At 56.9% G+C, this 22,794-nt stretch carries 23 protein-coding genes; 12 read left to right on the top strand and 11 right to left on the bottom strand.

Annotated elements, in window-relative coordinates; translation table 11 throughout:
- Positions 1-21: 21 nt before the first annotated feature.
- Complete coding sequence (gene secB / locus ACR0M3_RS05390) at positions 22-522, top strand: protein-export chaperone SecB (RefSeq protein WP_209506872.1); 501 nt, start codon at positions 22-24, stop codon at positions 520-522.
- 24 nt (positions 523-546) lie between these two features.
- Here the strand turns inward: secB and dnaQ are convergent, their stop codons facing one another.
- The 4 genes from dnaQ to ACR0M3_RS05370 are packed head-to-tail and all read right to left on the bottom strand — an operon-like array spanning position 547 to position 3,281.
- The gene (gene dnaQ / locus ACR0M3_RS05385) at positions 547-1,269 is read right to left on the bottom strand and encodes a DNA polymerase III subunit epsilon (RefSeq protein ID WP_480909912.1); all 723 of its coding nucleotides are present in this window, start codon (positions 1,267-1,269) and stop codon (positions 547-549) included.
- On the bottom strand, positions 1,262-1,855 hold the full coding sequence (coaE, locus tag ACR0M3_RS05380; RefSeq protein ID WP_480506857.1) for a dephospho-CoA kinase: 594 nt from the start codon (positions 1,853-1,855) through the stop codon (positions 1,262-1,264). The genes dnaQ and coaE overlap by 8 nt, the downstream gene beginning before the upstream one ends.
- Entirely contained in the window at positions 1,852-2,685 is an 834-nt protein-coding gene (locus tag ACR0M3_RS05375) for a shikimate dehydrogenase (RefSeq protein ID WP_480909911.1), read from the bottom strand. The genes coaE and ACR0M3_RS05375 overlap by 4 nt, the downstream gene beginning before the upstream one ends.
- Positions 2,682-3,281 carry a Maf family protein gene (locus tag ACR0M3_RS05370; protein ID WP_480909910.1) on the bottom strand — a complete coding sequence of 200 codons (600 nt, stop codon included), beginning with the start codon at positions 3,279-3,281 and terminating at the stop codon, positions 2,682-2,684. The genes ACR0M3_RS05375 and ACR0M3_RS05370 overlap by 4 nt, the downstream gene beginning before the upstream one ends.
- A gap of 404 nt (positions 3,282-3,685) precedes the next feature.
- On the opposite strand from ACR0M3_RS05370, the gene ACR0M3_RS05365 reads away from it, so the two are divergent.
- The 7 genes from ACR0M3_RS05365 (at position 3,686) to ACR0M3_RS05335 (ending at position 11,058) form a co-directional block, all read left to right on the top strand.
- Positions 3,686-4,135 (top strand): CopD family protein, encoded by a 450-nt coding sequence (locus ACR0M3_RS05365; protein WP_209506877.1) that lies wholly within the window; start codon positions 3,686-3,688, stop codon positions 4,133-4,135.
- A 122-nt stretch (positions 4,136-4,257) separates the two neighbouring features.
- Positions 4,258-5,529, top strand: a complete 1,272-nt coding sequence (gene rho, locus ACR0M3_RS05360; protein ID WP_267364726.1) for a transcription termination factor Rho — start codon at positions 4,258-4,260, stop codon at positions 5,527-5,529.
- A 31-nt stretch (positions 5,530-5,560) separates the two neighbouring features.
- Positions 5,561-6,847 carry a tRNA uridine-5-carboxymethylaminomethyl(34) synthesis GTPase MnmE gene (gene mnmE, locus ACR0M3_RS05355; protein WP_480506859.1) on the top strand — a complete coding sequence of 429 codons (1,287 nt, stop codon included), beginning with the start codon at positions 5,561-5,563 and terminating at the stop codon, positions 6,845-6,847.
- A gap of 12 nt (positions 6,848-6,859) precedes the next feature.
- On the top strand, positions 6,860-8,728 hold the full coding sequence (gene mnmG / locus ACR0M3_RS05350) for a tRNA uridine-5-carboxymethylaminomethyl(34) synthesis enzyme MnmG (protein ID WP_480909909.1): 1,869 nt from the start codon (positions 6,860-6,862) through the stop codon (positions 8,726-8,728).
- Positions 8,725-9,345, top strand: a complete 621-nt coding sequence (gene rsmG, locus ACR0M3_RS05345; protein WP_480482530.1) for a 16S rRNA (guanine(527)-N(7))-methyltransferase RsmG — start codon at positions 8,725-8,727, stop codon at positions 9,343-9,345. Before mnmG ends, rsmG begins: the two co-directional genes overlap by 4 nt.
- The gene (locus tag ACR0M3_RS05340) at positions 9,338-10,141 is read left to right on the top strand and encodes a ParA family protein (RefSeq protein WP_209506882.1); all 804 of its coding nucleotides are present in this window, start codon (positions 9,338-9,340) and stop codon (positions 10,139-10,141) included. The genes rsmG and ACR0M3_RS05340 overlap by 8 nt, the downstream gene beginning before the upstream one ends.
- A 20-nt stretch (positions 10,142-10,161) precedes the next feature.
- Positions 10,162-11,058 carry a ParB/RepB/Spo0J family partition protein gene (locus tag ACR0M3_RS05335; protein WP_480486918.1) on the top strand — a complete coding sequence of 299 codons (897 nt, stop codon included), beginning with the start codon at positions 10,162-10,164 and terminating at the stop codon, positions 11,056-11,058.
- On the opposite strand, the gene ACR0M3_RS05330 is transcribed toward ACR0M3_RS05335, so the two are convergent.
- The 4 genes from ACR0M3_RS05330 to rph are packed head-to-tail and all read right to left on the bottom strand — an operon-like array spanning position 11,048 to position 13,872.
- Positions 11,048-11,401 carry a YbaN family protein gene (locus ACR0M3_RS05330; RefSeq protein WP_480482526.1) on the bottom strand — a complete coding sequence of 118 codons (354 nt, stop codon included), beginning with the start codon at positions 11,399-11,401 and terminating at the stop codon, positions 11,048-11,050. The two genes, ACR0M3_RS05335 and ACR0M3_RS05330, sit on opposite strands and share 11 nt — an antisense overlap.
- A gap of 2 nt (positions 11,402-11,403) precedes the next feature.
- Positions 11,404-12,558, bottom strand: coding sequence for a radical SAM family heme chaperone HemW (gene hemW / locus ACR0M3_RS05325; protein WP_480909908.1), 1,155 nt, complete (start codon positions 12,556-12,558; stop codon positions 11,404-11,406).
- Positions 12,548-13,162, bottom strand: coding sequence for an RdgB/HAM1 family non-canonical purine NTP pyrophosphatase (gene rdgB, locus ACR0M3_RS05320; protein ID WP_480909907.1), 615 nt, complete (start codon positions 13,160-13,162; stop codon positions 12,548-12,550). The genes hemW and rdgB overlap by 11 nt, the downstream gene beginning before the upstream one ends.
- Positions 13,159-13,872 (bottom strand): ribonuclease PH, encoded by a 714-nt coding sequence (gene rph, locus ACR0M3_RS05315; RefSeq protein ID WP_267363729.1) that lies wholly within the window; start codon positions 13,870-13,872, stop codon positions 13,159-13,161. Before rph ends, rdgB begins: the two co-directional genes overlap by 4 nt.
- Positions 13,873-13,984: 112 nt before the next feature.
- Between rph and hrcA the strand changes: the two genes are divergently transcribed.
- A complete protein-coding gene (gene hrcA / locus ACR0M3_RS05310; RefSeq protein ID WP_209506888.1) occupies positions 13,985-15,049 on the top strand; it encodes a heat-inducible transcriptional repressor HrcA in 1,065 nt (354 codons plus the stop codon).
- A 10-nt stretch (positions 15,050-15,059) separates the two neighbouring features.
- Positions 15,060-15,623, top strand: a complete 564-nt coding sequence (locus tag ACR0M3_RS05305) for a nucleotide exchange factor GrpE (protein WP_480494021.1) — start codon at positions 15,060-15,062, stop codon at positions 15,621-15,623.
- Positions 15,624-15,679: 56 nt separating this feature from the next.
- Here the strand turns inward: ACR0M3_RS05305 and mutS are convergent, their stop codons facing one another.
- Positions 15,680-18,295, bottom strand: a complete 2,616-nt coding sequence (mutS, locus tag ACR0M3_RS05300; RefSeq protein ID WP_480909984.1) for a DNA mismatch repair protein MutS — start codon at positions 18,293-18,295, stop codon at positions 15,680-15,682.
- 160 nt (positions 18,296-18,455) lie between these two features.
- Between mutS and ACR0M3_RS05295 the strand changes: the two genes are divergently transcribed.
- Positions 18,456-20,711, top strand: coding sequence for an NADP-dependent malic enzyme (locus ACR0M3_RS05295; protein WP_267363735.1), 2,256 nt, complete (start codon positions 18,456-18,458; stop codon positions 20,709-20,711).
- A 3-nt stretch (positions 20,712-20,714) separates the two neighbouring features.
- Complete coding sequence (locus ACR0M3_RS05290; protein ID WP_480546075.1) at positions 20,715-21,587, top strand: ribokinase; 873 nt, start codon at positions 20,715-20,717, stop codon at positions 21,585-21,587.
- Here ACR0M3_RS05290 and msrA read toward each other — a convergent pair.
- Positions 21,584-22,255, bottom strand: coding sequence for a peptide-methionine (S)-S-oxide reductase MsrA (gene msrA, locus ACR0M3_RS05285; RefSeq protein ID WP_480482516.1), 672 nt, complete (start codon positions 22,253-22,255; stop codon positions 21,584-21,586). The genes ACR0M3_RS05290 and msrA overlap by 4 nt on opposite strands.
- Before the next feature lie 255 nt (positions 22,256-22,510).
- Positions 22,511-22,792, bottom strand: a complete 282-nt coding sequence (locus tag ACR0M3_RS05280) for an SCP2 sterol-binding domain-containing protein (protein ID WP_480482514.1) — start codon at positions 22,790-22,792, stop codon at positions 22,511-22,513.
- Positions 22,793-22,794: the final 2 nt, after the last annotated feature.

Raw genomic sequence — 22,794 nt, 5'->3', positions numbered from 1 at the left:
TTTCATTTTTGGAGTAGATCCATGGCCGAAGAAAACGCTGCAGAAAACACTGCGGCCCAAGCCGCCCCGCAGGTTCAGATGCGTGTTCTGGGGCAGTTCATCCGCGATATGTCCTTTGAAAACGTGATGGCGCAAAAGGGCGTTTCCGGAGACGTACAACCCGAAATCGCCGTTCAGGTGAATCTGGACGCCAAAAAACGCGCGGCGGACCATCAGTTCGAAGTTTCGATCAAGCTGAACCTGACATCCAAAGCCAAAGGCATGGATGACATTCTGTTCCTGTGCGAACTGGACTATTGCGGCATGTTCCACGTGGAAGGTGTGCCAGAAGATCAGCTGCACCCGTTCCTGATGATCGAATGCCCGCGCATGTTGTTCCCGTTCCTGCGCCGCATCGTCAGCGACATCACCCGCGATGGCGGCTTCCCGCCGGTCAACCTGGACAATATCGATTTCGTTGCGCTCTATCGCAATGAATTGATGCGCCGTCAGGCCGAACAGGCCCAAAAAGCCGACGCGTAAGGTTTTAACCCGCGCCTGTCCGGATCAGGCGCGGGTCCACAAGGCATTCTCGCCCAGTTTTTCAACGAAAGCTTCATGTGCAGCGCGCTCATCCTCGGTGATCCGGGATGGCAATGGTGTGCTGCGCTGTGTGGCTCGCCAATCATCGCTGCCTCCGTCCGCAGAAGATGTGGATGCCGACAGTCCAAAATCAGGCTGCCTTCCACCGATCAATTCCAGATAAACCTCGGCCAGAATTTCCGAGTCGAGCAACGCGCCGTGCAGCACACGGTTCGAGTTGTCGATATTGAAGCGACGGCACAGCGCATCCAGTGACGCTGGCGAACCGGGGAACCGTTTACGGGCAATTGCCAGTGTATCCAACGCCTGCTCCATCGGGATAAGCGGGGCACCCATCCATTTCAGCTCGGCATTCAGGAACTTCATGTCGAATGAGGCGTTGTGGATCACTAACCGCGCATCGCCAACAAATTCGCGAAACCCATGGCCAACCTTTGCAAAGACCGGCTTGTCTTTCAGCGTCACTTCGCCCTTTTCCGGCGGGCGCGGGGTGTCCAGCAGATCGGGACCAATACCATGCACGCCAAACGCCTCTTCCGGCATCGAGCGTTCGGGGTTGATATAGACGTGATAGGTTTCACCGGTGGCAACGTGGTTCCACAGCTCAACGGCGCCGATTTCCACGATCCGATCCCCGCTTTCGGGGTCAAACCCGGTGGTTTCGGTATCCAGTACAATCTCACGCATGTGCCATCCCCGCCCGTATCTGCCTGACCACATCCTGCACCTGCGCGCGGGCGTGGTCCAGAGTATCGGTCACGATCACAAAATCCGACCGCGCGCATTTTTCATCGTTCGGCATCTGCTTGGCGCGGATTTGCTCGAACTGCGCCTCGGTCATCGTGCCCCGTTCCATCACGCGCCGTTTTTGGTCTTCGGCCGGGATAGAAACACAGGCCACCGCATCCATTGCTGCATCACCGCCCGTTTCAAACAAAAGCGGAATATCGAACACCAGGATGTCGCTTGTAGCGCTTTCGCGAAATTCTGCGCGGTCAGCAGCGACCAGTGGATGCACAATCGCCTCAATCGTTTTCAACGTGGTCGGGTCATCCGCGATAATCCGTTTCAACGCGTTTCGGCTAACCGCCCCGTCAAGTATCGCATCAGGAAAGGCTGCCCGCATTGGTTCAACCGCTGCTCCACCAATGGCATACAGCCGATGCACCGCCGCATCCGCATCCCACAATGCGCACCCTTCTTCAACGAACATCTGCGCCGTGGTGCTTTTCCCCATACCGATTGAGCCTGTCAGGCCAAGCGCAAAACTCATGCCAGGGCCGCCGCGCGCGTATCCGCGTCTACTTCGGGGCGGACCCCAAACCATCGTTCAAACCCGGGAACGGCCTGATGCAGCAACATCCCAAGACCATCGACTGTGGTGCATCCGGCCTCCTCGGCAGTTTGCAGCAGGCGGGTTTTCAACGGGGCATAGACCAGGTCCGTTACCACGGCACCAGGCTGCAACCCATCCAGCGGCACGCGCAGCTCTGGCTGGCCCTGCATCCCCAGTGAGGTCGTATTGACCACCAGTTCGGCATTTTCGATGACATTCCCCGCCTGAACCCAATCGACCACGCGAATGCGTTGGCCGAACTCTTCCTTCAGATGATCCGCGCGGGCGCGGGTTCGGTTGGTCAGCAGGATTTCCGGCACCCCGGCATCAGACAAGGCCTGCAAAACGGCACGGGCAGCACCCCCGGCACCAAACACAACCGCCGGGCCATCTTTCGCATTCCAGTCAGGTGCGCCACTGCGCAGGTTTTCCATAAACCCGTACCCGTCGGTGTTATCTGCATGTATCGAACCATCAGTTCGGAACACCAGTGTATTTGCAGCACCAATCACGGTTGCACGGTCAGAAACATGATCTGCGATCTTCGACGCCGCTTCTTTGTGCGGAACGGTCACGTTGGCCCCGACAAAGCCCGCTTTGGGCAGGGTTCGCAGCACAGTCTCCAGATCAGCAGAGGCGACGTCCATCGGGATATAATGCCCGGCAAGCCCATAGGTCTTTAACCAATGCCCGTGCAGCTTAGGAGAACGCGAATGCCCGATGGGATGCCCAATCACTCCGGCCAAAGGAACCCGATTGTCCGTCATTGCTCGATCATCCCTTTGACAGCCAGAAAATTGAGAAGCTCTAACAGGGGCATACCCAAAACGTTAAAATAGTCGCCGTCAATGGTGGCGAACAGGCGGACACCTTCTTCTTCCAGCTTGTAGGCTCCGACGGCATGGCGAATGCTGTCCCAGTTCCGCGCAACATAGTCTTTCAGATAGGCATCGGAACTGGCCCGCATCCGCAGACGCACTTGCCCTACATGCCTCCAGATCGGCTCACCGTCCTGATAGATCACAGCTGCGGACAAAAGCATGTGCCGCTTGCCGCGCATGGCTTTCAGTTGGGCCAGCGCCTGTTCCGGGGTTTCGGGCCTTGACAGCAGCTGCCCTTCGAAATCCAGCACCTGATCACACCCGATCACCATGGCGCCGGGGTTCTTGTCGCTGACCTTACGCGCTTTGATCTCGGCCAGCGTGTCGGCAATATCGCGTGGTGCGGCATCCTCTGCCAGCAACGCCCTTTTGACCGCCTCTTCATCCACGCGCGCCGTTTGAACCACAAACGGCACACCTGCGTTCCTGAGCAACTGCGCGCGAATAACGGATCCCGAAGCCAGAAGAATGGGGACAGACATGTGGAAAACCCCGTGTGCAAATCGATGAGAGTTCTGGGGTGTTTTGTATGGTTTTCCGGTTGACACGCAACCCCGGGAATTTTGTGGCAAAGATCCCCGAGTCGCTCAAATCTCATCCTGTTGGGACAAGGATAACTCCAACTCTTGGGATAACAGATCTATCCAGCGATACCCATCGGGTTATCCACAGATCAAGTATGGTAGAACCATTGTAAATATTTGATCTTTATATTAATTTCCCACTATTAACAGAATCACTGGCGATCTCAGATATTCTGTCCCCTTGGGGAAAACGCTAGGGTAAAAAAGTAATCCACGGATTTTTGGCACCCTACAAAACCATCATCCTTTTTCTTTTCATATTTTTTTATTAGGGAGAGTTCCGAACAACGTTCGGAGCCGGCATGACAGACCTTCTTTTCACGATTTACCCGTGGGTGAAGTCATTACATATCATGGCCGTAATCTCATGGATGGCGGGCTTGTTCTATTTACCACGGCTGTTTGTTTATCACGTCGAAAAAGCGCAGGCCGTAGAGGGCGCGCAAGACATCTTCTTTGAAATGGAAGACAAGCTGCTGCGGGTGATCATGCGCCCCGCGATGGTTGTAACCTGGGTATGCGGGCTGATCATGGTGTTCACACCGGGGATCGTCGGATGGGATTTTGCATGGCCCTGGGTCAAAGGTGCGGGCGTGATCGCGATGACCTGGTTCCACCATTGGCTTATGGCCCGAAGGAAGGATTTCCTGGCAGGCCAGAATAAGCTCACTGGGCGGCAGTATCGCATGATGAACGAGGTTCCGACCATTCTGATGGTTGCCATCGTTCTGGCGGTCATTCTGAAGTTCTGAACGCCTGTTTGACTCCGAACGTCGCTGCGCTTATGTAGATCACAACACGCCCGTCCGGGCGGCGTATTTTCCGTACTGAAATTCCACTTCAAGCCGCGTTCTCAGCGGTGAAGGTATGTATCATGTCCAATGAATCCCTGAATCTGGCCGACCTGAAAGCCAAAAGCCCCAAAGACCTTCTGGCCATGGCCGAAGAGCTGGAGATCGAAAACGCCTCGACTATGCGTAAGGGCGAAATGATGTTCCAGATTCTGCGCGAACGTGCCGATGATGGCTGGACCGTCGGCGGTGATGGCGTACTGGAAGTGCTACAGGACGGGTTCGGCTTTCTGCGCTCGCCCGAGGCGAACTATCTGCCGGGCCCTGATGATATCTATGTCTCGCCCGATATGATCCGTCTGCACTCATTGCGGACCGGGGACACGGTCGAAGGCGAGATCAAGGCGCCGGATGAGAATGAGCGTTATTTCGCGCTAACCAAAGTCACCATGATCAACTTTGAAGATCCCGAAAAGGCCAAGCACAAGATCCTGTTCGACAACCTGACGCCTCTGTACCCGGATGAGCGTCTGAAGATGGAAATCGAAGACCCCACCATCAAGGATAAGTCAGCGCGCGTGATCGATCTGGTTGCGCCGATCGGTAAAGGTCAGCGTTCATTGATCGTGGCACCGCCGCGGACCGGTAAAACCGTGATCCTGCAGAACATCGCGCATTCGATCGAACAGAACCACCCGGAGTGTTATCTGATCGTCCTGCTGATCGACGAACGCCCGGAAGAAGTGACCGACATGCAGCGCTCGGTTAAGGGTGAGGTTGTGTCGTCAACCTTCGATGAGCCCGCAACGCGTCACGTGGCCGTGTCGGAGATGGTCATTGAAAAGGCCAAGCGTTTGGTCGAACATAAACGAGATGTTGTTATTCTTCTCGACTCGATCACAAGACTTGGTAGGGCGTTTAACACCGTTGTTCCGTCCTCGGGTAAAGTTCTGACCGGTGGTGTGGATGCGAATGCGTTGCAGCGGCCCAAGCGTTTCTTCGGTGCGGCCCGGAATATTGAAGAGGGCGGATCGCTGACCATTATCGCCACCGCGCTGATCGATACCGGCAGCCGGATGGACGAGGTGATCTTTGAAGAATTCAAAGGTACTGGTAACTCGGAAATCGTTCTGGACCGCAAGATTGCAGACAAACGCGTGTTCCCGGCGATCGACATCCTTAAATCCGGTACTCGGAAAGAGGACCTGCTGGTCGACAAGGGCGATCTGGCCAAGACCTTCGTTCTGCGCCGTATCCTCAATCCGATGGGCACCACCGACGCAATCGAGTTCTTGTTGTCGAAGTTGAAACAGACGAAGACAAACGGCGAGTTCTTCGATTCGATGAACACCTGACACAGGTCTTAGACCCCAGCGAGGCCTTCGAATGGATACGATATTCGCCTTGGCCAGCGCGCAAGGCAAAGCAGGGGTGGCGGTCATTCGCCTCTCTGGCCCCGAAGCGCATTCCGCAGCCGCATATCTGTGCGGCGCGGAACTGCCCAAGCGGGGAATGGTCTTGCGCACCCTGCGGGATCAGGATGGATCACATCTAGATGATGGTCTGGTTCTGACATTTCAGGCACCGGCAAGTTTCACCGGTGAAGACGTGGCAGAACTTCAGATCCACGGCAGCACGGCCTCGGTCAATGCGGTTCTGCGTTGTTTGTCGAACACCGATGGGCTGCGACTGGCGGACCCGGGTGAGTTTACACGCCGGGCCCTTGAAAATGGCAAGATGGATCTGACACAGGTCGAAGGCCTGGCAGATCTGATTGACGCGGAAACCGAGGCACAGCGTAAGCAGGCCCAAACCATTCTGGCCGGTGAGCTTGGCACGCTGGCCGAGCGCTGGCGGCGCGATTTGATCCGCGCGGCATCGTTGCTGGAAGCGGTCATAGATTTCGCTGATGAAGACGTCCCCACTGACGTCACGCCGGAAGTCCGTAGTTTGACAAGCGGAGTTCTGGCAGATCTTCGTCGAGAAGCTGATGGGGTAAAGATCGCCGAGCGTATTCGTACCGGATTTGAAGTGGCTATTGTCGGTCTTCCCAATGCAGGAAAATCAACCCTGCTGAACGCGCTTGCGGGGCGCGAGGCTGCGATTACTTCGGAATACGCAGGCACGACCCGGGACGTGATCGAGGTTCGAATGGATCTGGCTGGTTTGCCGGTGACATTGCTGGATACGGCCGGGTTGCGGGATACCGAAGATCATGTCGAAAATCTTGGGATCGAGCTGGCTCGAAAACGGGCAGATGCGGCGGACCTGCGCGTTTTCCTGGCTGAAGCACCGGAAGATCTGGGTGTGGCCATGCAGGATGGCGATATCCACGTTCTACCCAAAGCGGACTTGCGAGAGGGCGCTGCTGAAGGTGTTTCAGGAAAGACAGGACAGGGGATTGACGCGCTTGTAGACCAGATTTCGTGGGTCTTGAGTGATAGAACCACAACACATGGTATTGCCACGCGTGAGCGCCACCGCGCTGCGATGAATAAGGCATCGGATTCACTTGCTGCTGCGATCACGGTTCTGGAATCAGGCCCGGACCTGTATGATATCGCTGCGGAGGAGTTAAGAACCGCCATACGGGGACTTGAATCTCTGGTTGGCAGAATAGATGTCGAAACACTGTTGGATGAAATCTTCTCCAGCTTTTGTTTGGGAAAATAAGGATTGTTTCACGTGAAACATTCAAACATTGATGTCATCGTGGTTGGGGCTGGTCATGCCGGTACGGAGGCTGCGCACGCCGCTGCCAGGATGGGTGCGAAAACCGCTTTGGTGACATTATCCGCGACCGATATCGGGGTCATGTCCTGCAACCCGGCCATCGGCGGGTTGGGGAAGGGACATCTGGTACGAGAGATTGACGCGCTAGATGGTGTAATGGGCCGTGTCGCTGACCAGGCTGGTATTCAGTTTCGACTGTTAAACCGGCGAAAAGGTCCGGCTGTTCAGGGTCCCAGAACGCAGGCTGATCGCGCCTTGTACCGGGCGGCGATGCAAAACGAAATCAGCAATCAGGAAAACCTGTCCGTTATCGTTGGGGAGGTTGTAGATTTTCTGATGGATGGACACCGTGTCGCCGGTGTCGTGCTCGGAGATGGGTCGGAAATTTACGCCAAAGCCGTTGTTCTGACCTCCGGAACCTTCCTGCGCGGCGTCATCCATATCGGCGACGTGTCACGGGCTGGTGGGCGAATGGGAGATCGCCCGTCAATAAAACTGGCCGAGAGGTTGGATAGCTATAACCTTCCGCTGGGGCGCTTGAAAACCGGCACACCGCCGCGTCTGGATGGGCGTACGATCAACTGGTCGGGTTTGGAAAAACAAGACGGGGATGAGGACCCGACCTTGTTTTCTTTCCTGTCAACATCGGTTGTCGCGCCTCAGATTTCCTGCGGTATTACACACACCAATGCAAAGACGCATGAGATCATCGAAGCAAACCTCTCAAAATCGGCGATGTATGGTGGCCATATCGACGGCATAGGTCCAAGATATTGCCCTTCGATCGAAGACAAGATTGTGCGCTTTGCAGATAAGGATTCGCATCAGGTTTTTCTTGAACCCGAAGGCGTTAATGACCACACGATTTATCCCAACGGTATTTCAACGTCACTGCCTCAGGACGTGCAGTTGGAATATGTTCGGTCGATCAAAGGGCTTGAAAAGGCGGATATTCTGCAACCCGGCTATGCGATTGAATATGATTATGTGGACCCTCGTATCTTAACTGCGTCCTTGTCGCTACCCGACGTTCCGGGACTATATCTGGCAGGGCAGATCAACGGGACCACAGGATATGAGGAGGCAGCGGCACAAGGGATGGTTGCTGGTCTCAACGCGGCGCTGGACGTACAGGGCCGCGAACCGGTCTTTTTCACAAGATCAGACAGCTATATCGGCGTGATGATAGACGACCTGACGACCCGTGGTGTGGCTGAGCCCTATCGAATGTTTACCTCCAGGGCTGAATTCCGACTGTCTTTGCGGGCAGACAATGCCGATCAACGGTTGACACCGATTGGTTTGGAACTTGGTTGTGTCGGAGAGAAGCGACAGGCACATTTTAAAAAGAAAATGAACCAGCTTGATGCGGCGAAATCCAAGCTGACCGCACGCACATACACACCCAAGGAAGTTCTTTCGGCTGGGATCAACGTCAACCAGGATGGAAACCGCCGAGATGGAATGGAAATTCTGGCATTTCCGGATACATCCTTCGAGGACTTGTTCCCTCTGATACCTGATCTACAAGATGTAGACGTGGCGATCCGGCTTCAAATCGAACGCGACGCGCTTTACGCAAACTATATCGATCGGCAAAAGCGCGATGTTGAGGCCATGAAGCGGGATGAATCCTATGTTATCCCACGTGAGTTTGACTATTTTGGCTTGGACGGGCTGTCTTCTGAGATGAAGCAAAAACTGTCGCAGGCCAAGCCGTCGAACATAGCGCAAGCAAGCCGTGTCGAAGGTGTTACTCCGGCTGCCCTGACCCTTGTTCTGGCGAAATTGCGCCGGGATCAACGAGCACGTCAGGCATGACGGTCGATTATTCCAAGTTTGATGGCTTGAATGTTTCACGTGAAACATTTGAGCGTCTGAAAATCTATGTTGATCTGGTGAACCACTGGAACCCCAGGATAAATCTTGTTTCGCGCAATAGCCTGGAATTCATTTGGGATCGGCATATTCTGGATTCTGTCCAGGTTTTTCGATGCGCTGAAACGTTTGACACCTGGGTGGACCTTGGCAGTGGCGGCGGGTTCCCCGGGATGGTGTGCGCCATTATTGCGGCCGAGGAAGTTCCGGCCGCCAGTTTCTCTCTTGTGGAAAGCGACCAGCGAAAATCGGCATTTCTGCGTAACGTTGCCCGTGAATGTGGCGTGTCGTGTAAAGTGATTTCCAAGCGGATTGAGGTGGTTGAACCCCTCGGCGCAAACATCGTTTCGGCGCGCGCGCTGGCGGATTTGCGTACATTGTTATCATTTTGTGACAGACATTTAGGTGAAAACGGGACCGCGCTGTTGCCCAAAGGTGCAAACTGGAAAAAAGAGCTGGATGAGGCGCGTGAGGAATGGAATTTCGATGCTGAGGCCATTACAAGTTTAACTGAACCTCAGGCCGTTATCCTTAAGATCAAAGGAGTATCACGTGGTTGATCTGTCTCGACCGTCCGGACCCCGGATAATAGCGGTTGCCAATCAGAAGGGCGGAGTAGGGAAAACAACCACAGCGATCAACCTGGCGGCCGGACTGGCCGAAGCTGGTTGCAGGGTATTGGTGGTTGACCTCGATCCACAAGGGAACGCATCCACCGGATTAGGGGTCGAAGATCGGGATTGGACCACTTATGACCTCATTCTGGACGACGCGCCTTTGGAGGCAGTGGTTCAAGAGACGGAGATCGAGAACCTTTTGGTTGTCCCTGCAACGGTTGACCTGAGCTCGGCGGATATCGAGCTGATTTCCAACGAAAAACGCAGCTATCTTTTGCATGATGCGCTGCGTCAGACGGCGGTGGACGCGTTTGAGCTGGATTTCATCCTGATTGATTGCCCGCCGTCACTGAACCTCTTGACGGTAAACGCGATGGTTGCCGCCCATTCTGTCCTAGTGCCGCTGCAAAGTGAGTTCTTTGCGCTGGAGGGTCTTTCGCAATTGATGCTGACAATTCGGGAGGTTCGGCAAACCGCGAATCCAGACCTGAGAATCGAAGGTGTTGTGTTGACCATGTATGACAACCGCAACAACTTGTCCCGCCAGGTCGAAAAGGATGCGCGTGACAATTTGGGCGAGATGGTTTTTAAAACAAAGATACCCAGGAATGTGCGGGTCAGCGAGGCGCCATCCTATGCGCTGCCGGTATTGCAGTATGACTCGGGATCACTTGGTGCGATGGCGTATCGGCATCTGGCCCGTGAGATCATGCATAAGAACAACAAGACCGCAGCATGAGCGGTGGAGAGGAGGCCGACATGAGCACCAGGAAAGCGAAATCCAGAGGGTTGGGCCGCGGATTATCCGCACTCATGGCGGACGTTAATCCAGAGGCGGGCAACCGAGTACCATCTGACGTGCGCAGACCTGATCTGAAGGTTCCGATTGAAAAGCTGAAGGCAAACCCAAATCAGCCGCGACGCACATTTCAGCCCGAACAATTGGATGAGCTTGCCGCGTCGGTTCGGGAAAAAGGTATCATCCAACCCTTGATCGTACGTCCAACAGGGGTTGGAGAATACGAAATCGTCGCTGGTGAACGCCGGTGGCGGGCTGCTCAGATGGCGCAGCTGCACGAGATCCCTGTGATTGTGCGCGAATTCGATGATACCGAGGTACTGGAAGTTGCGATCATCGAAAACATCCAGCGCGCTGATCTGAACGCAGTGGAAGAGGCCGCCGGATACAGGCAGTTGATGGATCGCTTTGGCCACACGCAGGAAAAGCTTGCTGAGGCTTTGGGGAAAAGCCGCAGCCATATTGCGAACCTGTTGCGGCTTTTGTCTCTGCCAATTGACGTGCAAACTCTTGTAATTGAAGGGAAATTATCGGCTGGTCATGCGCGGGCGCTGATTACGGCGGAAAATCCCTCGGAATTGGCAAAACTGATCGTCAAGGATGGTTTGTCTGTGCGCGCGACCGAGGCGCTGGTCAAGAAACAGCAGCAGGGCGACACTGCACGACCTGCTCCCAGATCCAGGAATCTGGATGCCGGAAAAGATGCTGATACACGCGCGCTGGAAAAAGACCTGTCTGCGATTCTGGCAATGAAAGTATCAATCAACCACAAGGCGGGAACGGAATCCGGTCAGGTTGTTCTGACATATGAAAACCTGGATCAGCTTGACGATCTTTGTGCAAAGCTCAGCCGTTAGGGCGCGTCCAGATAAATATCAGGACGCCGCCCAGAACAATGACCTGAAGGATCAGCACGAAGGGCGGAACGGATAAGAGCAAAGACACTCCTAAAACAGCGGCGACCGACAGGGTTGCTGCCTTTTTTGCGGCCGGGCGTATTGCGCCCGAACTCTGCCAATCCAGTATCATTGGCCCGAAAATCCGGTGCGACAGAAGCCAGTTGTGCAACCGTGAAGAGGATCGCGCAAAGAAAAACGCTGCCAGCAACAAAAACGGGACCGTTGGAAGAAGAGGCAGAACAACCCCAATCGCGGCCATCGCAACGCAAAGCAATCCCAGCCCCGCCCAAAGATACTGCATATCTAGCCCATCAATTCCCGGATTACAGCATTCAGCACGGCGCGCCCCGCTGGTGTTGCTCTGAGTCTGTTGTTATCACGTTCAATCATATTAATGCCGACCAGATGGTCCACGGTTTCGTCTGGAAGTGGACGGCCCGACAGGGCCTCCCACCTATCTACATCTAGTCCTTCTGAAATCCTCATGCCCATCATAAGGTATTCGCTCGCCTGATCTTCAAGCGAAAGGACATAGCGTTTCTTTTCTCCGCAACCCTTCGTGGCGGCGTCAAGCCAACGTTGCGGGTTCAGATGGGTCTCGGTCGCGTGTTTTTGACCATCCACAGTAATCCGCCCATGAGCGCCGGGACCAATGCCGACATAATCCCCGTAACGCCAATAGACCAGATTGTGCTGCGACTCTGCACCGGGGCGGGCGTGGTTGGACACCTCATAGGCGGGCAGGCCGTGTTTCTCGCAAATCTCTTGTGTTGCAAGGTACATGTCGGCCGCACTGTCATCTTCGGGCAAGCCGCGCAGTTTTCCGACAGCATAACGATCGCCAAAAGCGGTGCCATCTTCGATTGTCAGTTGATACAGCGACAGGTGATCCACGGCCATGGACAAAGCTTCGTTCAACTCGGCCCGCCAGGCATCCAGCGCTTGGTGCTGTCTGGCATAGATCAGGTCAAAGCTGACCCGTTCAAAACAATCACGGGCGATGTCAAAGGCAGCGCGGGCCTCGGCCACAGTGTGAATCCGCCCCAAGCGGCGCAGGTCTTCGTCGTTGAGCGCCTGCACGCCCATCGATATCCGGTTGACGCCTGCGTCACGATAGGCCGCGAACCGCCCGGCCTCGACCGATCCGGGATTAGCCTCCAGCGTGATTTCCATGGTGTTGGAGGGGCGCCAGAGCGCACGGGCCTCACCGATCACGGCGGCAACGGTTTCCGGGTCCATCAGCGACGGGGTTCCACCACCGAAAAAGATCGTGTTCAGCACTCGATCCGGGGTTTCGACGGCCGAGCGCCGCAATTCGCTCAGATAGGCGTCACGCCATTGTTTTTGATCGATATTCTTGGAAACATGGCTGTTGAAGTCGCAATAGGGGCATTTGGCCTCGCAAAAGGGCCAATGTACGTACAGGCCAAAGCCCCCGTTGCGCCAATCATCCGCCAAAGCAGCCTTTCACGAACTTCTCAACCGCGCGACCGCGATGGCTGATCTTGTTCTTTTCCCAGCGATCCATCTCGGCAAAGGTAATGTCGTATCCTTCGGGAACAAACATCGGGTCATAGCCGAATCCACCTTCGCCGCGGATGGGCCAGACCAAATGACCGGGGGCAATGCCTTCAAACACCTCATCATGCCCATCAGGCCAGGCCAGCACCAGTGTGCTTCGGAATTGCGCTGTGCGGGGATGGGGGGCGTTCTTTGCCTCTAGCTCAGTATGGGCGCGGGTCATCGCCATCAGGAAGTCGCGCCCATTGGCGGTTTCGGCCCAATCCGCGGTATAAACACCCGGCGCGCCGTCCAGCGCGTCGATGGTGATTCCGGAATCGTCTGACAGGGCAGGCAGCCCGGTGGCCTTTGCGGCGGCGTGGGCCTTGATCCGGGCGTTGCCGACAAAGGTGTCCTCGGTCTCTTCCGGTTCGGGCAGGTTCATGTCCGCCGCACCCACAACCGTCACGCCGAAAGGTTCGAGGAGATGCGCCATCTCCTCAAGCTTGCCTTTGTTGTGGGTCGCGACCAGCAGCCTGTCGCTGTCAAACTTACGGGTCATGCGGTGGCGGCCTTCTGGGCTGCGGCCAGCTCGGCAACGCCTTTTTCCGCCAGATCCACCAGCTGATCCATCTGGGCACGGCTGAAAACAGAACCTTCGGCGCTCATCTGGACCTCGATCAGTTTGCCTGACCCGGTCATGATAAAGTTGCCGTCGACACCGGCCTCGCTGTCTTCCGGATAGTCAAGGTCCAGCACAGGCTGGCCCGCATAGATTCCGCAGGACACGGCGGCGACCGGATCAACCAGCGGATCTGAAATCACGTCACCTGCTTTCATCAGTTTGTTGACGGCCAGTCGCAGCGCAACCCAGCCGCCGGTGATCGAGGCACAGCGGGTGCCGCCATCGGCCTGGATCACATCGCAATCAACGGTGATCTGACGTTCGCCCAGTGCAACCCGGTCGACGCCGGCGCGCAGGGCGCGACCAATCAGGCGCTGAATTTCTACCGTGCGCCCGCCTTGCTTGCCCGACGCCGCTTCGCGCCGCATCCGGGTGTTGGTGGCGCGGGGCAGCATACCGTATTCGGCGGTGACCCAGCCTAGCCCCGAACCTTTGATGAAAGGGGGTACGCGATCTTCGATCGTGGCGGTGCACAGCACATGGGTATCGCCCATCTTGATCAGGCAGGAACCTTCGGCATGTTTGGTGAACCCCGTTTCAATTGAAACGGCGCGCATTTCACTTAAGTCTCTTCCAGAGGGTCGCATGGGAAATCCTTTGTTTGCTGGGTTGGGGATACCGCCCCGCAGCGTTACGATGCAACCCCGATTGACCTTTCATTTGCCTGCTATTTAATGATGAACCAGCAGGGGAAAACGCATGAGTGAAGCGAGCAAAATTCTGGACGAGATGAACGACCGGTCGCGCGAGGTGTTCCGGCTGATCGTTGAAAGTTATCTGGAAAGCGGAGAGCCGGTTGGAAGCCGCACCCTGACGCGCACCCTGTCTGAAAAAGTCAGCGCCGCAACTGTGCGCAACGTGATGCAGGATCTGGAATTTCTGGGTCTTCTGGACAGCCCGCATATCAGCGCGGGTCGGGTACCGACGCAGCAAGGACTGCGTATGTTCGTGGACGGTTTGCTTGAGGTTGGCGATCTGGGCGTCGACGACAAGCAAAAACTGGAAGAGACTTTAGGCTCTAACACGGGTGATGTTGGCGGAATGCTGGATCGGGTCGGGTCAGCTCTGTCACACGTGACACAAGGCGCGTCGCTGGTTCTGACGCCAAAGCATGAAGCCGAAATCAAACATATCGAGTTTGTCTCGTTAGGGCATGACAAGGCTTTGGTGGTGCTGGTCTTTTCTGACGGCCATGTCGAAAACCGCCTGTTCACACCACCGCCCGGCCAGACGCCCAGTTCGATGCGCGAGGCTGCGAATTTTCTGAATGCGCTTATTGAGGGGCGCACGCTCAGTGAAGTGCGCCGTCAGATGCAGAAACAGATTCAGGCGCGCAAGCAGGAAATAGATGCGCTGGCGCGCGAGCTGGTGGAAAGTGGGCTGGCGGCCTGGGACGGAGATGGAGCCGACTCAGCCCGTTTGATCGTGCGGGGGCGGGCGAATCTGTTGAACGAACCCGGTCAGGCCGGAGAGTTGGAGCGTATTCGCAGCCTGTTCGATGATTTGGAGCGCAAGCGCGACATCGCGGATTTCCTCGAATTGACGGAAGGTGGCGAGGGTGTGCGCATTTTTATTGGGTCTGAGAACAAACTTTTCTCACTTTCGGGTTCCTCTTTGGTGGTGTCTCCATATATGAACGCTGATCGAAAGATAATCGGTGCGGTCGGGGTCATCGGACCCACGCGTCTGAATTATGGACGGATCGTGCCGATCGTGGATTATACGGCGCAACTGGTCGGCAAGCTGATATCCGACCGGAGCTAGAGGGTAAGAGATGGCAGAGCCCAAGAACGAAGATTTTCTGGACGATATCATGGCGGCAGAAGCGGAAGAGCTGGCCGAGGAGTTTGCTGAGATCAGTGACGAGGCGTTGGAGCTGGACGAGCTGCGCGCTGAGCGGGATGAGTATAAAGACAAATTCATGCGCGCGCTTGCCGACGCCGAGAACGCGCGCAAACGCGGTGACAAGGCGCGCCGCGATGCCGAACAGTATGGCGGTTCCAAGCTGGCCCGCGATATGCTGCCTGTTTACGACAACATGAAGCGCGCGCTTGAGGCCGCGACCGACGAGCAGAAAGAGGTTGCCGCCGGACTGCTGGAAGGCGTCGAACTGACCATGCGCGCTCTGAAGGATGTGTTCCAGAAACACGGGATCGAAGTGATCACACCCCAGGTTGGCGACCGGTTTGATCCGAATGTGCACGAAGCAATGTTCGAGGCCCCGGTCCCGGGCACGCGGGCAGGGGACATCATCCAGGTGTCCGCCGAAGGTTTCATGCTGCACGACCGACTGTTGCGTCCGGCTCAGGTCGGGGTCTCTTCAACGCCAGCAAGCTGATTGGCTTTTCAAAGCCAAGCCTTCGGCGAGAGTATTTTTGAAAAGATGAAGGGCGGTCAGGATCTGACCGCCTCTTTCAATTTGTAGATCAGATCCAGCGCCTCGCGCGGGGTCAGTTCGTCGGGCAGGACACCCTCCAGCATCTCGGTCACCGGCGAGGTTTTCGGTGCGGGCGGGGGTGGCGGCGCGGCTGCCGAGAACAGCGGCAGGTCGTCAATCAGCGCCTTTTGCTTACCGCCTTCGCGTTCGGTTTTTTCAAGCTGGTCCAGAACCACCCGGGCACGTTCGACGACAGAAGCGGGTAAACCGGCCAGCTGCGCAACCTGCACCCCATAAGACCGGTCAGCCGCGCCCTTGTGAACCTCGTGCAGGAAGATGACTTCGCCATCCCACTCTTTGACCGCTACGGTGGCGTTATCGACACCTTCGAGTTTGCCGGCCAAAGCCGTAAGCTCATGATAATGCGTGGCAAACAATGCGCGACATCTGTTGGCCGCGTGCAGGTGTTCCAATGTGGCCCAGGCGATGGACAGGCCATCATAGGTGGCGGTACCACGACCGATTTCGTCCAGAATGACCAGAGCGCGGTCATCGGCCTGATTCAGGATGGCGGCGGTTTCGACCATTTCGACCATGAAGGTCGACCGCCCCCGCGCCAGATCGTCCGAGGCTCCGACGCGGCTGAACAGCTGACTGACGACGCCAATATGCGCCTCTTCGGCCGGAACATAGCTGCCCATTTGGGCAAGCAGTGCGATCAGGGCGTTCTGGCGCAGAAAGGTTGACTTACCGGCCATGTTCGGACCCGTCAGTAACCATATCGCTGCGCCGTTTTCGACGGTCAGATCGCAATCATTGGAAATGAATGCATCGCCGCTTTGCTGCCGGAGGGCGTGTTCCACAACCGGGTGTCGGCCGCCCTGCACATTGAATGCGCGAGAGGCGTCAACCCTTGGATGGCACCAGTTTTCACCCCGTGCAAGATCAGCCAAAGCGGTCGTCAGGTCCAGTTCGGCAAGCCCGCGGGCGGCTTGATTCAATCGGGCAGCAAGGTCCAGTATCGCGCCAGAAAGCCTTTGATAGAGCCGCTTTTCAATATCCAGCGCTAGATTCCCTGCGTTCAGGATACGGGTTTCGATCTCAGACAGTTCGACGGTTGTAAACCGCACCTGATTGGCTGTCGTCTGGCGATGGATATAGGTTTCGCTAAAGGGTTGGTTCAGCATCTTTTCAGCATGGGTTGCCGTGGTTTCGATGAAATAGCCCAGCACGTTGTTATGCTTGATTTTCAGCGAGGTGATGCCGGTGTGTTCGACGTATTTCTGCTGAAACCCGGCAATGACCGAGCGACCTTCGTCGCGCAGGGTGCGGGCCTCGTCCAGTTCAGCGTCAAAACCTGGCGCGATAAAGCCTCCGTCGCGGGTCAGAAGCGGGGGTTCGGCCACCAGCGCCTCGTCCAGTAAAGTCAGCAAGTCATCGAAACCAACGAGGTTCTGAAGCGCGGTTGCCAGCAACACCGGCAAATCCTGATCCGCGCAGATTTCGGCAATCGTGACTGCCTGTGTCAAACCATTGCGAATGGCTGTCAGATCACGAGGTCCGCCGCGCTCGAGCGACAAACGCGACAGGGCGCGGTCCAGATCCGGGGTTTTGCGCAAGGCTTCGCGCAGATCAGACGCGATCAGGCTGTCACCAGCGGCGAAACTGACTGCGTCAAGCCGGGCATGGATCACATCCAGATTACGAGAAGGGCTTGAAAGCCGCTGTTCCAGCAATCGCGCGCCACCGGGGGTAACGGTTCGGTCAACGACAGAAAGAAGCGACCCTGCGCGCCCGCCGGACAGCGAGCGGGTCAGCTCCAGATTGCGACGTGTGGCGGCGTCGATCTGAACGACCCGATCCTCAGATTCTTTCAGCGGCGTTTGCAGCAGGGGCAGTTTGCCCTTTTGCGTAATCTCCAGATAGTCGATCAGCGCGCCCATCGCGGACACTTCGGCGCGGCCGAAATTACCGAACGCGTCCAAAGCACCTACGTGAAACAGCCCACAGATGCGCTTTTCCGCCGCCGTGCTGTCGAAGCTGGCGCGCCCGACCGGGGTCAGTGAAATCCCCAGATCAAGCAGCGTTTCGTTCAGCTTTTCCTGCGCCCCATCGGCCACGATCAGTTCGGAGGGCGCAAGACGGGCTAGCTCAGGGCTGAGCCGGACCGAGGTCAGGGGCATCACGTGAAACGCGCCCGTCGAAATATCAGCCCAGGCAAGCGCGGCCTCGTCCCGGACCTCGGCATAGGCAGCCAGAAAGTTGTGCCGGCGCGCCTCAAGCAATGCGTCCTCGGTCAGTGTTCCGGGCGTGACCAGTCGCACGACATCGCGCTTTACGACCGATTTAGAGCCTCGTTTCTTTGCTTCAGCCGGGCTTTCCATCTGTTCGCAGACCGCAACGCGAAAACCCTTGCGGATCAGGGTCAGAAGGTATCCTTCGGCCGAATGCACCGGCACGCCGCACATCGGGATGTCTTCGTCATTGTGCTTGCCGCGCTTGGTCAGGGCGATGTCCAACGCCTCGGCAGCGTTGACGGCATCCTCGAAGAACATCTCATAGAAATCACCCATGCGATAAAACAGCAGGGCATCCGCGTGGGCCTCTTTGATTTCGAGGTATTGCGCCATCATTGGCGTGACTGTGGACAAAAGCGGCCCCCTTCTGGCGTTTTCCGGTCGTGACCTTACAAACCCGGCCCCTGCAGCGAAAGGCGAAAAGTATTCCCGTTGAGGCGCGCGCTCGCCTGCGCTATGAGGCGTCAGCCCTGAAGTCATGGAACCGACATTTAAGATGCCCAAAGCGAAGATCACCAAAGAAGAGGCATTGGCCTTTCACCTGGACCCCACCCCCGGCAAGTGGGAGGTGCAGGCCACCGTCCCAATGACAACGCAGCGTGATCTGTCGCTGGCCTACAGCCCGGGCGTGGCCGTTCCCTGCGAGGCCATCGCGGAAAACCCGGAAACGGCTTATGACTATACCAACAAGGGCAACCTGGTGGCCGTAATCTCGAACGGAACCGCAGTGCTGGGCCTTGGTAACCTTGGCGCGCTGGGTTCGAAACCGGTGATGGAAGGCAAATCGGTCCTGTTCAAACGGTTTGCCGACGTGAACTCGATCGATATCGAACTGGACACCGAAGACCCGGATGAATTCTGCCGCGCGGTGCGCCTGATGGGGCCGACCTTTGGCGGCATCAATCTGGAAGACATCAAGGCGCCCGAGTGCTTCATCATCGAACAGCGCCTGAAAGAAGAGATGGACATCCCCGTCTTTCACGATGACCAGCACGGTACAGCCGTGATCTGTGCTGCGGGCCTGCTGAACGCGCTGCATATCTCGGGCAAGAAGATTGAGGACGTGAAAATCGTTCTGAATGGCGCGGGTGCGGCGGGAATTGCCTGTATCGAACTGCTCAAGGCAATGGGTGCGCGGCACGAAAACTGCATCGTCTGCGATACCAAGGGCGTGATCTATCAGGGTCGGACCGAGGGCATGAACCAGTGGAAATCGGCCCACGCGATCACAACCGACTTGCGCACATTGGAAGACGCGATGAAGGGCGCAGATGTGTTCCTGGGCGTTTCGGTGAAAGGCGCGGTCACGCAGGATATGGTTGCCAGCATGGCCGACAATCCTGTCATCTTTGCAATGGCCAACCCCGATCCCGAGATCACTCCGGAAGAAGCGCACGAGGTTCGCGTGGATGCAATCGTTGCTACCGGACGCAGCGATTACCCAAACCAGGTGAATAACGTTCTGGGCTTCCCCTACCTGTTCCGCGGCGCGCTGGACATTCACGCACGCGCCATCAATGATGAGATGAAGATCGCCTGCGCCCACGCACTTGCAAATCTGGCGCGCGAGGATGTGCCGGATGAGGTCGCCATGGCCTATGGCAAGTCGCTGACCTTTGGGCGGGACTATATCATCCCCACCCCATTCGACCCGCGTTTGATCCATCGCATTCCACCGGCCGTTGCAAGGGCGGGGATGGACACCGGTGCCGCGCGCCGTCCGATCATCGACATGGACGCGTATGAGCTGAGTCTGAAATCCCGGATGGACCCGACCGCCAGCATCCTGCGCGGTCTGAACGCCCGAGCGCGTCAGGCGCAAAGCCGCATGATTTTCGCCGAGGGCGACGATCCCCGGGTATTGCGCGCAGCGGTCATGTATCAGCGGTCTGGTTTCGGCAAGGCACTTGTGGTGGGTCGGCCGGACGATGTGAAGACCAAACTGGAAGCAACGGGCCTGGGCGACGCTGTGCGTGAAATCGAGGTCGTGAATGCGGCCAATACCACGCATCTCGAAACCTATTCGAACTTCCTGTATCAGCGCCTGCAGCGTAAGGGGTTTGACCGCAAAGACATTCACCGTTTGGCTGCACGGGACCGCCATGTGTTTTCTTCGCTGATGCTGGCCCACGGGCATGGTGATGGTCTGGTCACTGGCGCAACCCGCAAGTCCGCGCATGTGCTCGACCGGATCAACCATGTGTTTGATGCAGATGCGGCCAACGGTGCTGCCGGTGTGACAGCTTTGCTGCATAAGGGCCGGATTGTCCTGATTGGCGACACTTTGGTACATGAATGGCCCGACGAAAACGATCTGGCGAATATTGCCGAGCGTTCGGCCGCAGTTGCCCGGCATATGGGGCTGGAGCCGCGCGTGGCTTTTGTCAGCTTCTCGACCTTTGGCTATCCGGTGTCAGAACGTGCTGAAAAGATGCACCGTGCTCCGGCTGTTCTGGATCGGCGCGGCGTCGACTTTGAATACGAGGGTGAAATGACGGTGGACGTCGCCCTGAACATCGAACAGCAAGCGGCCTATCCGTTCTCGCGCCTGACCGGTCCGGCGAATATCCTGATCGTTCCGGCCCGGCATTCGGCATCAATCTCGACCAAGCTGATGCAGGAAATGGGCGGAGCGACCGTGATTGGCCCGATCCTGTCTGGCATCGACAAGCCGATCCAGATCTGTTCGACCGTCTCGACCGCGAACGATATTCTGAACATGGCCATTCTGGCCTCTTGCGACATCGGATAAGTCATGACGATCTGGAATCTCGGCTCGATCAACGCGGATATGGTCTATGACCTGCCGCATTTGCCTGCGCCGGGGGAAACTCTGGCCGCCCGCGGGCTGGATCGGTTCCTGGGCGGCAAGGGGGCCAACATGTCGGTGGCCGCTGCGCGTGCGGGATCACGCGTTAGCCACATTGGTGCCGTGGGGCCCGATGGGCGCTGGGCCAAGGATCGACTGACAGAATATGGTGTGGATACGCGCCATATCTCTGAGGTGGATGTTCCCACGGGCCACGCCATCATTGCGGTGGATGCCGAGGGTGAAAACCTGATTATCCTATATCCCGGGGCCAATCATGCATTGGAACCTGCCCATCTGGGGCAGGCGCTGGCCTCGGCAAACACCGGTGATCTGCTGATTTTGCAGAATGAAACCAATGCCCAGGTCGAAGCGGCGCAGCTGGGGCGCAAGCTTGGCTTGACCGTCTGTTATGCCGCAGCCCCGTTTCAGGCACAGGCCGTTCAGGGCGTTCTGCCCTATCTGGATTTCCTGATCCTGAATGAGGTGGAGGCCGAGCAACTGCGTCAGGAAACCGGTCTGAGCATCGCCGATCTGCCCGTTCGGCATGTCATCGTTACCCTCGGCTCAAAAGGTGCGAGGTACTTGCAGCAGGGCAACGATCCGGTCGAGTTTCCCGCGCATAAGGTGCGGGCGGTGGATACCACAGGGGCAGGCGACACCTTCACCGGCTACGTGCTGGCAGGCATGGATCGCGGAATGCCAATGGAACAGGCCATATTGCAGGCAAACCGCGCCGCAGCCCTGATGGTCATGCGGCACGGAACGGCGGATGTCATTCCCGATCTGAAAGAAGTACGTGACGCATCCTTTGACTAGGAGCCTGCAAATGGCGCATCCCCACCCCAAAGCTGCTTGACGCGCGCGTCACGACCACAGGCTTTGCGATACGCCTTGTAGGCGTTGTGCTGGCGCTTTGGTCCAAAACGGGTAAGGACCAGTTTGTTGCCTTTGTAATAATCCTGATGATACGCCTCGGCGGGGTAAAAGGGTCCTGCGCTTAGAACCGGGGTGACAATGGTCTGCCCCAGCGCTTGCTGCGCGTCTGCTTTGGCTTGTTCTGCCAACACCTTTTCGCCTTTGTTAGAGACGAATATTGCAGTTCGATAGCTGTCGCCCCGGTCGCAGAACTGGCCACCTGCGTCTGTCGGGTCAACCGACCGGAAAAACATGTTCAGAAGTGACGCGCGAGAGACGCGCGCCGGATCGAACGTGATCTGAACCGCCTCGTAGTGTCCGGTTCCCCCTTTTGAAACCTGATCATATGTCGGGTCCGCAGATGTGCCGCCGGTGTACCCTGACACCGCCCCGATTACGCCGGGCACGGATTCGAAATCGGATTCCACGCACCAGAAACACCCGCCAGCCACCGTCAGCGTTTCGGTTCCTGCAGCCGGGGCGGGCAGCGCGCGCAACAGTGCAGCCAATGCAATCAGTGTAAACAGAAGGGCTGGTCTGACGGTTTCAAAATAAGCAGTCCGCATCATGTCAGGTCTCCTTTTAAGATGAGATTGACGCGGGTTCGACCCCCTTGCAATTGCCTGTCATGCAATGTCACGCGCTGGTGAGACTAGTTTATCGTCTGCGATCACGCGTAAACGGCCCACTTGAAAGGCGGACGAAACCACCGTTCATTTGCGACGGATCATGCGCGATAGGTATCCCGATGGGGAACGGCGGTACACCGCGGGCGGGACCGCCGGTCTGGCTGGCCTGGGACAAAGGCCAGCTTTGCAGTAAACTCAGCCCAGCAGTTGCCCCAGCTTCATCGCAACACCCATATTGCCCGAGATCTTGAGCTTGCCCAAAGCAACGCCGGTCATCGGGTTCAGCTTTCCGGTCAACAGCTTGGTCAGGTTCTCCTGCGAGATGCGGATTGTGCAATCCGTGTCCCGATCCTGCGTCGTTGCCTGATTGTCCGCCAGAACAATCACACCGTCCGCGCCGCAATCGAATTTGAGCGAACCGTCAAAGCTTTTGCCGTTCAGCCCTTTTTGAATTCCATCGGCGATGTCCTGAAGCATTC

The organism is Ruegeria sp. O5 (assembly GCF_056535105.1).
This window is presented reverse-complemented; position numbering and strand designations above follow the sequence as displayed.

Excerpts from the sequence above, each read along its gene's own strand:
- ACR0M3_RS05335 (WP_480486918.1), top strand. The coding sequence starts at position 10,162 with ATGAGCACCAGGAAAGCGAAATCCAGAGGGTTGGGCCGCGGATTATCC.
- msrA (WP_480482516.1), bottom strand. The coding sequence starts at position 22,255 with ATGATGCGGACTGCTTATTTTGAAACCGTCAGACCAGCCCTTCTGTTT.
- coaE (WP_480506857.1), bottom strand. The coding sequence starts at position 1,855 with ATGAGTTTTGCGCTTGGCCTGACAGGCTCAATCGGTATGGGGAAAAGC.
- rph (WP_267363729.1), bottom strand. The coding sequence starts at position 13,872 with ATGCGACCCTCTGGAAGAGACTTAAGTGAAATGCGCGCCGTTTCAATT.
- mutS (WP_480909984.1), bottom strand. The coding sequence starts at position 18,295 with ATGATGGCGCAATACCTCGAAATCAAAGAGGCCCACGCGGATGCCCTG.
- dnaQ (WP_480909912.1), bottom strand. The coding sequence starts at position 1,269 with ATGCGTGAGATTGTACTGGATACCGAAACCACCGGGTTTGACCCCGAA.
- rdgB (WP_480909907.1), bottom strand. The coding sequence starts at position 13,162 with ATGACCCGTAAGTTTGACAGCGACAGGCTGCTGGTCGCGACCCACAAC.
- ACR0M3_RS05290 (WP_480546075.1), top strand. The coding sequence starts at position 20,715 with ATGACGATCTGGAATCTCGGCTCGATCAACGCGGATATGGTCTATGAC.
- ACR0M3_RS05370 (WP_480909910.1), bottom strand. The coding sequence starts at position 3,281 with ATGTCTGTCCCCATTCTTCTGGCTTCGGGATCCGTTATTCGCGCGCAG.
- ACR0M3_RS05375 (WP_480909911.1), bottom strand. The coding sequence starts at position 2,685 with ATGACGGACAATCGGGTTCCTTTGGCCGGAGTGATTGGGCATCCCATC.
- ACR0M3_RS05305 (WP_480494021.1), top strand. The coding sequence starts at position 15,060 with ATGGCAGAGCCCAAGAACGAAGATTTTCTGGACGATATCATGGCGGCA.
- ACR0M3_RS05295 (WP_267363735.1), top strand. The coding sequence starts at position 18,456 with ATGCCCAAAGCGAAGATCACCAAAGAAGAGGCATTGGCCTTTCACCTG.
- rsmG (WP_480482530.1), top strand. The coding sequence starts at position 8,725 with ATGACGGTCGATTATTCCAAGTTTGATGGCTTGAATGTTTCACGTGAA.
- rho (WP_267364726.1), top strand. The coding sequence starts at position 4,258 with ATGTCCAATGAATCCCTGAATCTGGCCGACCTGAAAGCCAAAAGCCCC.
- ACR0M3_RS05330 (WP_480482526.1), bottom strand. The coding sequence starts at position 11,401 with ATGCAGTATCTTTGGGCGGGGCTGGGATTGCTTTGCGTTGCGATGGCC.
- ACR0M3_RS05280 (WP_480482514.1), bottom strand. The coding sequence starts at position 22,792 with ATGCTTCAGGACATCGCCGATGGAATTCAAAAAGGGCTGAACGGCAAA.
- mnmE (WP_480506859.1), top strand. The coding sequence starts at position 5,561 with ATGGATACGATATTCGCCTTGGCCAGCGCGCAAGGCAAAGCAGGGGTG.
- ACR0M3_RS05365 (WP_209506877.1), top strand. The coding sequence starts at position 3,686 with ATGACAGACCTTCTTTTCACGATTTACCCGTGGGTGAAGTCATTACAT.
- secB (WP_209506872.1), top strand. The coding sequence starts at position 22 with ATGGCCGAAGAAAACGCTGCAGAAAACACTGCGGCCCAAGCCGCCCCG.
- hrcA (WP_209506888.1), top strand. The coding sequence starts at position 13,985 with ATGAGTGAAGCGAGCAAAATTCTGGACGAGATGAACGACCGGTCGCGC.